We start from the raw sequence: 8,970 nt of genomic DNA, 5'->3' as shown, positions 1-8,970 counted from the left end.
CGTTCGGTCATCGTCGTCGGCCCGCAGCTCAAGCTGCACCAGTGCGGTCTGCCCAAGCAGATGGCGCTCGAGCTGTTCAAGCCGTTCGTCATCAAGCGCCTCATGGATCTGTCGCACGCGCAGAATGTGAAGGCCGCGAAGCGCATGGTCGAGCGCGCGCGCTCCGAGGTGTGGGACGTGCTCGAGGAGATCATCCGCGAGCGCCCCGTGCTGCTCAACCGCGCACCGACGCTCCACCGCCTGGGTATCCAGGCGTTCGAGCCGCAGCTCGTCGAGGGCAAGGCCATCCAGCTGCACCCGCTGGTCTGCACCGCCTTCAACGCCGACTTCGACGGTGACCAGATGGCCGTGCACCTGCCGCTGTCCGCCGAGGCGCAGGCCGAGGCACGCATCCTGATGCTGTCGACGAACAACATCCTGAAGCCGGCCGACGGTCGTCCCGTCACGCTGCCGACCCAGGACATGATCATCGGCATGTACTTCCTCACGCAGGAGCGTGAGGGTGCGGGCACCGGGAAGTCCTACAGCTCCATAGCGGAGGCCCTGATGGCCTTCGACCGCAAGGAGCTGATGATGGGCTCGCGGATCAAGCTGCGCCTGACCGACGTGGTGGCGCCCGAGGGCACTCCCGTCCGTCCGGACGGCTCCGTGCTCCTGGACACCACGCTGGGCCGCGCGCTCTTCAACGAGGCGCTGCCCGATGACTACGGTTTCATCAACGAGACCGTGGGCAAGAAGCAGCTGGGTGGCATCGTCAACGACCTGGCCGAGCGCTACCCCAAGGTCGAGGTCGGCCGCACCCTGGACAACCTGAAGGACCTCGGTTTCCACTGGGCCACGCGCTCCGGTGTGACCGTGTCCATCGGTGACGTCCAGACGCCGCCGAACAAGCCGGAGATCATCGCCGGCTACGATGCCAAGGCCGCCAAAATCGACAAGCTCTACGAGCGTGGCGCGGTGACCGAGGACGAGCGTCGTCAGGAGCTGATCCAGATCTGGACCGACGCCACGGCCGAGCTGACCGCTGCCATGGAGCGCAACTTCACCGAGACCAATCCCATCTTCATGATGGTGGCCTCGGGCGCTCGAGGAAACATGACCCAGATGCGTCAGATCGCCGCCATGCGTGGCCTGGTGGCCAACCCGAAGGGCGAGATCATCGCCCGCCCGATCAAGTCGAACTTCCGTGAGGGCCTCTCGGTCCTGGAGTACTTCATCTCCACCCACGGTGGTCGTAAGGGTCAGGCGGACACGGCGCTTCGTACCGCTGACTCGGGTTACCTGACCCGTCGTCTGGTGGACGTCAGCCAGGACGTGATCATCCGTGAGGAGGACTGCGGCACCGAGCGTGGCCTGAACAAGAACATCGCCGAGATTGACGAGACCGGTGCGCTGCGGATCCTGGGCAATGTCGAGACCGCGGTCTACGCCCGCACTCTGGCCGTCGACGGTGTCGACGAGCAGGGCAATGTGGTGGTGCCCGCAGGTACGGACCTGGGTGACCTCGAGATCACGGCGCTGGTCGAGGCCGGTGTCTCGAAGGTCAAGGTCCGTTCGGTGCTCACCTGTGAGGCCGCCACCGGAACCTGCGCCATGTGCTACGGCCGTTCGCTGGCCACGGGCAAGCTGGTCGATGTCGGCGAGGCCGTCGGGATCGTGGCTGCCCAGTCGATTGGTGAGCCCGGCACCCAGCTGACGATGCGTACCTTCCACACGGGTGGTTCGGCATCGGCGGATGACATCACGCAGGGTCTTCCCCGTGTGCAGGAGCTCTTCGAGGCGCGTACCCCCAAGGGGGCGTCGCCGATCGCCGAGGCCGATGGCCGCATCGCGATCGACGAGACCGACAAGGGCAAGAAGGTCATCCTCACGCCCGACAGCGGTGACGAGCCGGTCATCTACCCGGTGCTGAAGCGTGCGACGCTTCTCGTCGAGGACGGGCAGCACGTCACGGTCGGTCAGCCGATCCTGGTGGGCACGCTCGACCCCAAGGAGATCATGCGTGTCATGGGTGCTCGCGAGGTGCAGCGTTACCTCGTCGGCGGCGTCCAGGGCGTGTACCGCTCGCAGGGTGTGCCGATCCACGACAAGCACATCGAGGTCATCGTCCGTCAGATGCTCCGCAAGGTCACCGTCGTCGATCACGCCGACACGACCCTGCTCCCGGGTGAGATGGTCGACCTCAAGCGCTACCAGTCGATCAACCGCGAGGCTGTGGCAGAGGGCAAGCGTCCCGCGTCCGGCCGTCCGGAGCTGATGGGTATCACGAAGGCTTCGCTCGCGACCGAATCGTGGCTGTCGGCCGCCTCCTTCCAGGAGACGACCCGCGTGCTCACCGAGGCTGCGATGCAGGGCAAGCGCGACCCGCTGGTCGGTCTCAAGGAGAACGTCATCATCGGTAAGCTCATCCCCGCCGGAACCGGTCTCTCGAAGTACCGCGACGTCACGGTCGAGGCCACCGAGGAAGCCAAGAGCGAGCGCTACCCGAACCGGATCTTCGCATCCGACGGTGCGTACGCCGACGGTGACTTCGGCTACGTCGACTTCGACGCGTTCTCGACGGACGACATCACCCCCGGTACTTACAACTGATCGAGGCGAGAGCCGCAGTACTGAGTACTGAATGACGAAGAAGGCCCCAGGCGACTCGCCTGGGGCCTTCTTCGTGCCCGGCGGTGTGCGACGTGGCGCGAGTGCACGGGAAGCTGCCGAGCGCACGGGTTACGTGTGTCGCCGAGCCGTGCACTCGTCGAGAAGCCGTGCAGTCGGCGGAGGATCCTGACACGCGCGGAGCGCGTTGGACGTCAGCCGAAGATGTGCTCCACGATGCTCGAGGTGTAACCGGTCGGCGCAAGGTTCGTGTAGCGCGTGTCGATGAGCACATCATCACGCCAGAACAGCGTGCGGCCGTCGGTCACGGGGTACTGCTCGTTCGGCCAGGTCTTCTCGCAGCGCGTGCCGCCGTCCGGCGTGAAACAGGAGAAGCCCTCGTCGTCGGCGAGCGCATTGAGCTTGTCGAGCGCGGGCCCGCGGTTCATCCGCGAGATCGTCGTCGTGAGTCGCGTGGTGTCTGCGCGCGGGTCCGCCCAATTGCAGGTGAGGGCACCGTCAGCGCCCACTCCCGAAGGCCCGAAGGCGGCGTCGTTGAGAGGGATGTCGCCGAGTTCGGCCAGCACGGCTTCCGACAAGATCGCACGACAGTCGGTCGGCAGGGCGACGGGAGCGGTCGTCGGAGTGGGGGTGGGCGACGGGCTGCTGGTCTCCTCACTGCCTGCCGTGTGGCCTTCCGTGGGGCTGGGCGAAGGGCCCCCGCCATCGCCTGCCTGCGGGGTGCACGCCGTCAGAACGACGAGGAGGAGGAAAGCGGCGGCAGCGCCGGCGACTCGGGGCTTCATATCCACACCGTACTGCTCGTCGGCGGCGCGACGGGAGTGGAACGCGGTGCAGCCCGTCGGTGCACGGCGCCACGATAGTGTCGGCGGGTGAGCATTCAGACTTCTTCCGCCGGTTCCGTGGTCGTGATCGGCGATGCCTTGATCGATGAGATCCGCGACGATTCCGGCGTCCGCGAGCTCGTGGGCGGTGCGGCACTCAACGTCGCCGTCGGACTGCGGCGGCTGGGAGTCGAGACGACGCTGATCGCCATGGTCGGGGAGGACGAGGCAGGCGCGCACATCCGCGAGTACCTGTCCGACCACGGTGTGCGCCTGATAGGAAGTGAGGCCCCCCTCGGCTCGTCCCGCGCGATCGTGCAGCGGGCGGCCGACGGCGAACCGCAGTATGTCTTCAACGAGGCCGCCCAGAGACGCAGCATCCGATACTCCGACGACGCTCGTCAGGCGATCGCCGACGCCGGGCTCGTCGCGATCAGCTGCTTCCCCTTCGATGTGCCGGCAGAGGTCGACGCACTGAGCGATGCCCTGGGAGACGCACGCGTCGCGGTCGATCCCAACCCGCGCGCCGGGATGCTCAGCGACCGGGAGGAGTTCGTCCGCGGATTCGAACAGTTCGTGGCTTCGGCTGCCATCGTCAAGGTCGGTGCGGATGACGCGGCGATCCTCTACGACGGCGAACTCGCCGCGCTGCGCGCGCGCCTGCGGACTCTCGGTGCTGCGGCCGTCCTCGCGACCGCGGGTGCAGACGGCGCCACGATCGACGCGGATGCCGGCATCGTCTCCGCCCCCATCGCGCAGCTTCCCGGTGCGGTGATCGACACCGTCGGAGCGGGGGATGCGACTCTCGCCGCCGTCGCAGAGGGCCTGGTCACAGCGTCTCCGTCCGACCTGGGGGAGTGGCGCGCACTGCTGCTGCGCGCGATGGACGTCGCCGCCGCGACCTGTCGCGCAGAGGGCGGACTCCTGCGGACGCCCGAGTCGCTGGAGGCCTCCGGTCGCGGCGTGAGCGGCAGCTGACGGTCCGATTTCTTGCACCCGCCTCCGACAGGTATGCTTGTCTCTCGTGCCCCCGGTTGGCTGTCGAAGTCGGACGGGTGCGCTCTGGCGAGTTACCCAAGCGGCCAAAGGGATCTGACTGTAAATCAGACTGCTCTGCATTCGGGGGTTCGAATCCCTCACTCGCCACCATCCATCACCTCCGCGGAAGACTGCGGAAATCCGAAGGCCCACGCGATCACCGCGGGGGCCTTCTCTCATCCCTGCCCCCGGACGCCGCCACCATGAATACGGTGGTCACATGCTCCAGACGATCCGCGCCCGCGTCGACCTCGGAGAGCGACCATGAGCGCCCCCGCCGGGTGGTACACCGATGACCAGGGTGCGACGCGATGGTGGGACGGATACCGATGGGACGGCGAGGCGCCGCCCCCCGTGACGTCGAGGGAGTTCCCGTCGGTCCCGGAGGGAACGAGCGCGAACACCGTATGGGTGTGGCTGATCGTGCTCCTCCCGGTGCTCAGCGCGATCGCCGCCATCGGATACCTGGTGCAGATGCAGCAGGGGATGTTCGACATGCTCGCCGTCGTCCCGCTGGACGGCTCGTCACCCCTCGACGTGGAGAGATTCATCGCCGCGGAGATCAACGCCTTCCTCACGCCGTGGTACCTGGTCCTGACGCTGTCGGGCTGGACGATCTACGGGCTCTCCGTCTGGTTCGCCGCCCTCGATGCCCGCGAGCTCGCCGGCCGAGGGTTCTCCCGACCTTTCCCCTGGGCGTGGACCTTCCTGTCCTCTCTCGTCTATGTGATCGGTCGTCATGTCGTGGTCCGTCGACGGGGAGGACGGGGGTCGGCACCGCTGATCGTGATGATCGCCATCCAGGTCGTCTTTCTTCTCGCGGCGTCCGTCTGGGCATCGGTGTTCGCGGCTCAGCTGTTCGAGACGGTCTTCTCGATGGTCACGACGCGGCGGATGTGACGTGGCCCCGCGAGTGCGAACGGTTCATAGACTGGACTGATGCGACCGCTCACCGAAGCCGACGTCCGGGCCTCGTTCGTCAATGCGGATGCCGACGAACTGCGCCTCATGGAGATGCCGCACGACTTCCTCCTCGTCGACTGGGACTATCTCGACTTCTTCGCCTGGCAGGATCCCGGCGCGAGTCGCCGTGGCTATGTGCTGATCCCGCACGACGAGGAGATCGTCGGCATCGTGCTGCGCGCGACGGATCCCGGACGTGCGCGTTCGGGCATGTGCAACATCTGTCACACGATGCAGCCCGGCAATCAGGTCGCGCTCCTCTCCGCACGTCGGGCGGGGGAGGCAGGGAAGCGCGGCGACTCGTTCGGCACCTACATGTGCGCCGACCTCTCCTGCCACGAGAACGTGCGTCTCGCCCACCCGCTCGCACCGAACGAGGTGAGGACTCCGGGGCAGGTCGACTTCCGCCTCGACGGCACGCGTCGCCGCATGGAGAGCTTCGTCTCGCAGGTCTGGGAGCGGGTCTGATCGCGGTTACGCTGGTCCCACACGTCCTGCGCTCGAAGGAGAAGCCATGAGTGATGCCATCCTGTTCGCCGTCGAAGAGGGAATGGCACGGCTGACGCTGAACCGCCCTGCTCGCCTCAACGCCTTCAATGCCGACCTCGCGCACGCCTGGAAGGACGCGACGGCCGAGGCGACGTCGAGATCCGATGTGAAGGCGATCCTGATCGATGCCGTCGGCCCCGCTTTCTGCGCCGGGGGCGATGTGATCGACATGGCGACGACGATGGGGGCTTCCGGCGCGGAGATCACCGCTCTCGCCGAGGTCATCAACACCGGCATCCGCTCGTTGACGGAATCGGCGGTGCCTGTCGTCGCCGCTGCCCACGGCACCACGGCCGGCGGTGGTCTGGGGATTCTGCTGTGCAGCGACTATGCCGTGGTCGGCTCGCGATCGAAGCTCGGCAGCCTCTACGCGAACATCGGTCTGACTCCGGATCTGTCAGTCTCCGCTCAGCTCGCCCGTGCCGTCGGTCAGCGCCGTGCCCTGCAGCTCGTGCTGCAGGATCGACTGCTGTCGTCGGTGGAGGCTGTGGAGTGGGGTCTCGTCGCCGAGGCCGTCGAAGGTGCGGACGCCGTCTCCGAGGCGGAACTGGTGCGTGCTCGCGGCGAGGCGATCGCGCGATTCTGGTTGGCGGGCGCTGCAGACGCCTACGGCCAGGCGAAGCGGCTGGTGCGATCGCAGCCGGAGCGCACGTTCGTCGAGCAGCTGAGTGAAGAGGCGCGTTCGATCGGAGCAGCCCTGGAGACGCCGGATGCGCAGGCCAGAGTCGCAGCCTTCGCCGCAGCATCGGCGAAGAAGGCCGGCTGACCTCTCCTCCACAGAGGCAGAGATCGAGAAAGGTCTTTGGCGACGAGGGCGGCGCCCGTGGCATCTGCGGGCGCGCGTGGCAGGATGAAGGCATCGCCGCACGACGAGAGGATCGCCATGTCCCAGCCGGACATCACCACGCATCAGACGCAGGGTGAGAAGAAGAACATGTCGCTGCTCATCAGGGGTTCCCTGTGGATCGCCATCGGGGCTCTGATCGCCGCGGCGCTCGTGTGCGTCATCTGGGTGCTCATCGGCGATCAAGATGGTCTGATCGGCCGGGCGTTCCTCACGATCCTGCTGCTCGCAGCGTTCGCCGGCATCGCGATCCTCGAAGCCGGTCTCGCGCCGAACCGTCCCGACTGGCTCCAGCTGGCGAGCATGGTGAGCTGGATCATCGCGCTCCTCGTCGGAGCCGTGAAGATCTGGCTGCCGGAAGACGGCTTCTACTTCGGTGCCGAGCGCTTCTTCCAGCTGCTCCTCGTGATCGGCATCCTTCAGCTCGCCCTGCTGCACGTGCGCCTGTTCACTCCCGCGGCGCGGCGATACGTCACAACATTCACGCGGGTCATCTACATCGTCACCATCACGTTCCTCGCTGGCCTCGTCGGCATGCTCGTGTTCTTCCTGGCCTTCCCGAACACGTTCCACTACGGCGAGCTCTACTGGCGCATCGTGGTCGCGCTGACGATCCTGGTGGCCGTCGGCACGACGCTGATCCCACTGCTGAACGCGCTCTTCGCTCCCAAGAAGAAGACGCCCGCCGATCGCGCTGTGGCATCGCCGCCGTCCTGGCCCACCTACGCAGACGGCATCACCCCGCTCCCGGCGCTTCCCGACGCATCGCCCGACTGGAACGCCTACTACACGGGTCACCCGACCGTCGTGCCGCAGCAGCAGGCGCTTGCCGCAGCGCCGGTCTCGAGTTTCCCGGTCGCGCCCCAGCCCACATCGCCACAGCCCGCTGCTCCGCAGTTCACGCAACCGGTCGCCCCGTCTCCGACGGCTCCGGGAGGCCATCCGGTGCCACCGGCGCCGGCCGCGCAGCCGACGGCTCCTCCGCAGGAGACCTCGCCGGCCTTCCCGCCGCCTCCCCCCGCCCCGCAGCGGCCTGCCCAGTGACACTCGAACTCGAGCTCCTCGAGCTCGCGAGCGAGATCGCGGAAGAAGCCGGACGGCTCGCGCGCACGCGTCGACAGGAGGGGGTACGTCTGGCGGCCACCAAGTCGTCGCTGGCCGATATCGTCACCGAAGCCGATCGAGAGGTCGAGGCGCTCATCCGCGAACGCCTTCGGGCCGCGAGGGCCGACGACGGTTTCCTGGGGGAGGAGACCGGTGCCGAGGCCGGCAGCAGCGGGATCACGTGGGTCGTCGATCCGATCGACGGCACCGTCAACTATGCATACGGCATCCCGGCGTACAACGTGAGCATCGCCGCCGTCCGCGGCGATCCCGATCCGGAGACCTGGGAAGCACTCGCCGGTGCGGTCAACGCCCCCGCGCTCGGCGAGATGTTCACGGCCGCCCGCGGCCAGGGCGCGTGGTCGAACGGCGACCGTCTCGAGGTGACCGGAGAGACCCCGGCCGGAGCGCTGCTCGCCACGGGGTTCGGCTACGACCCGACCACGCACGAGGGCGACATCGCCACCGTGGGGCGGGTGATGCCGATGGCCCGGGATCTGAGACGCATGGGAGCCGCAGCACTCGACCTCGCCTTCGTCGCGGCGGGGCGACTGGACGGATACTTCGAGCGGGGGCTTCGTCCGTGGGACTTCGCCGCCGGTGCCCTCCTCGTCGAAGAAGCGGGTGGTGTGGTGTCGCGCATCGATATCGACTCCCCCCGTCCGATGCTGCTCGCGGGCGGGGCGGAAGTGCACTCGCGACTGCGCGCCATCCTCGACCAGAAACATTGAACGATTCATGGCATTCCCAGACTGATCAAGATATGGTTTATGCGATCGTTACTTTCGCCACCCGAAGGTGAAAGTCAAAGTTTGCGCCCCCCGAGCTTGACGCACGACCGAGAGAAACGCTTTGCCCTTCGAGACTTCCCAGGCTGCCTCTGCGCCCACGCGCCGGTCCAGCCGACTCCGCACTGCGGCCTCTGAGGCCCCCGCGGCGGGACCGACGGCACCTATCTCCGCCGCCGAATCCGCCGCCGAATCCGCCGCCGCGGCCCCCACTGCCGCCGTCGACGCCACGGCCGTCGCCCTCGCTGCT

Annotated in this window: 8 protein-coding genes, 1 tRNA gene and 1 pseudogene; 9 read left to right on the top strand and 1 reads right to left on the bottom strand. The window is 67.4% G+C overall.

Annotated elements, in window-relative coordinates:
• On the top strand, positions 1-2,592 hold a 2,592-nt coding region (gene rpoC, locus B2869_RS17815; protein WP_292769457.1), incomplete at its 5' end, for a DNA-directed RNA polymerase subunit beta'.
• A 212-nt stretch (positions 2,593-2,804) separates the two neighbouring features.
• Here the strand turns inward: rpoC and B2869_RS17810 are convergent.
• Positions 2,805-3,395: a hypothetical protein gene (locus B2869_RS17810; RefSeq protein WP_292769455.1), complete on the bottom strand. Its 591-nt coding sequence runs from the start codon at positions 3,393-3,395 to the stop codon at positions 2,805-2,807.
• Between the two features lie 87 nt (positions 3,396-3,482).
• On the opposite strand from B2869_RS17810, the gene B2869_RS17805 reads away from it, so the two are divergent.
• The 8 genes and pseudogenes from B2869_RS17805 to B2869_RS17770 all read left to right on the top strand — a co-directional run.
• The gene (locus B2869_RS17805) at positions 3,483-4,412 is read left to right on the top strand and encodes a PfkB family carbohydrate kinase (protein ID WP_292769453.1); all 930 of its coding nucleotides are present in this window, start codon (positions 3,483-3,485) and stop codon (positions 4,410-4,412) included.
• 86 nt (positions 4,413-4,498) lie between these two features.
• Positions 4,499-4,583 (top strand) — tRNA-Tyr (locus tag B2869_RS17800).
• A 153-nt stretch (positions 4,584-4,736) separates the two neighbouring features.
• On the top strand, positions 4,737-5,372 hold the full coding sequence (locus B2869_RS17795; RefSeq protein WP_292769451.1) for a hypothetical protein: 636 nt from the start codon (positions 4,737-4,739) through the stop codon (positions 5,370-5,372).
• A gap of 39 nt (positions 5,373-5,411) precedes the next feature.
• Positions 5,412-5,903, top strand: coding sequence for an FBP domain-containing protein (locus B2869_RS17790; protein WP_292769449.1), 492 nt, complete (start codon positions 5,412-5,414; stop codon positions 5,901-5,903).
• A gap of 46 nt (positions 5,904-5,949) precedes the next feature.
• A complete protein-coding gene (locus B2869_RS17785; protein ID WP_292769447.1) occupies positions 5,950-6,750 on the top strand; it encodes an enoyl-CoA hydratase/isomerase family protein in 801 nt (266 codons plus the stop codon).
• Positions 6,751-6,867: 117 nt separating this feature from the next.
• Positions 6,868-7,872, top strand: coding sequence for a hypothetical protein (locus B2869_RS17780; protein WP_292769445.1), 1,005 nt, complete (start codon positions 6,868-6,870; stop codon positions 7,870-7,872).
• Positions 7,869-8,663 (top strand): inositol monophosphatase family protein, encoded by a 795-nt coding sequence (locus B2869_RS17775; protein ID WP_292769443.1) that lies wholly within the window; start codon positions 7,869-7,871, stop codon positions 8,661-8,663. The genes B2869_RS17780 and B2869_RS17775 overlap by 4 nt, the downstream gene beginning before the upstream one ends.
• A gap of 121 nt (positions 8,664-8,784) precedes the next feature.
• Positions 8,785-8,970: pseudogene (locus B2869_RS17770) on the top strand (hypothetical protein); the annotation flags it as partial.

Origin of the sequence: Microbacterium sp. UBA3486 (assembly GCF_002377845.1) — a bacterium.
In the GTDB taxonomy this organism is placed as follows: Bacteria; Actinomycetota; Actinomycetes; order Actinomycetales; family Microbacteriaceae; genus Microbacterium; species Microbacterium maritypicum_A.
Note: the sequence above shows the minus strand (reverse complement) of the source record. Positions and strands in the feature narration are given on the sequence as shown.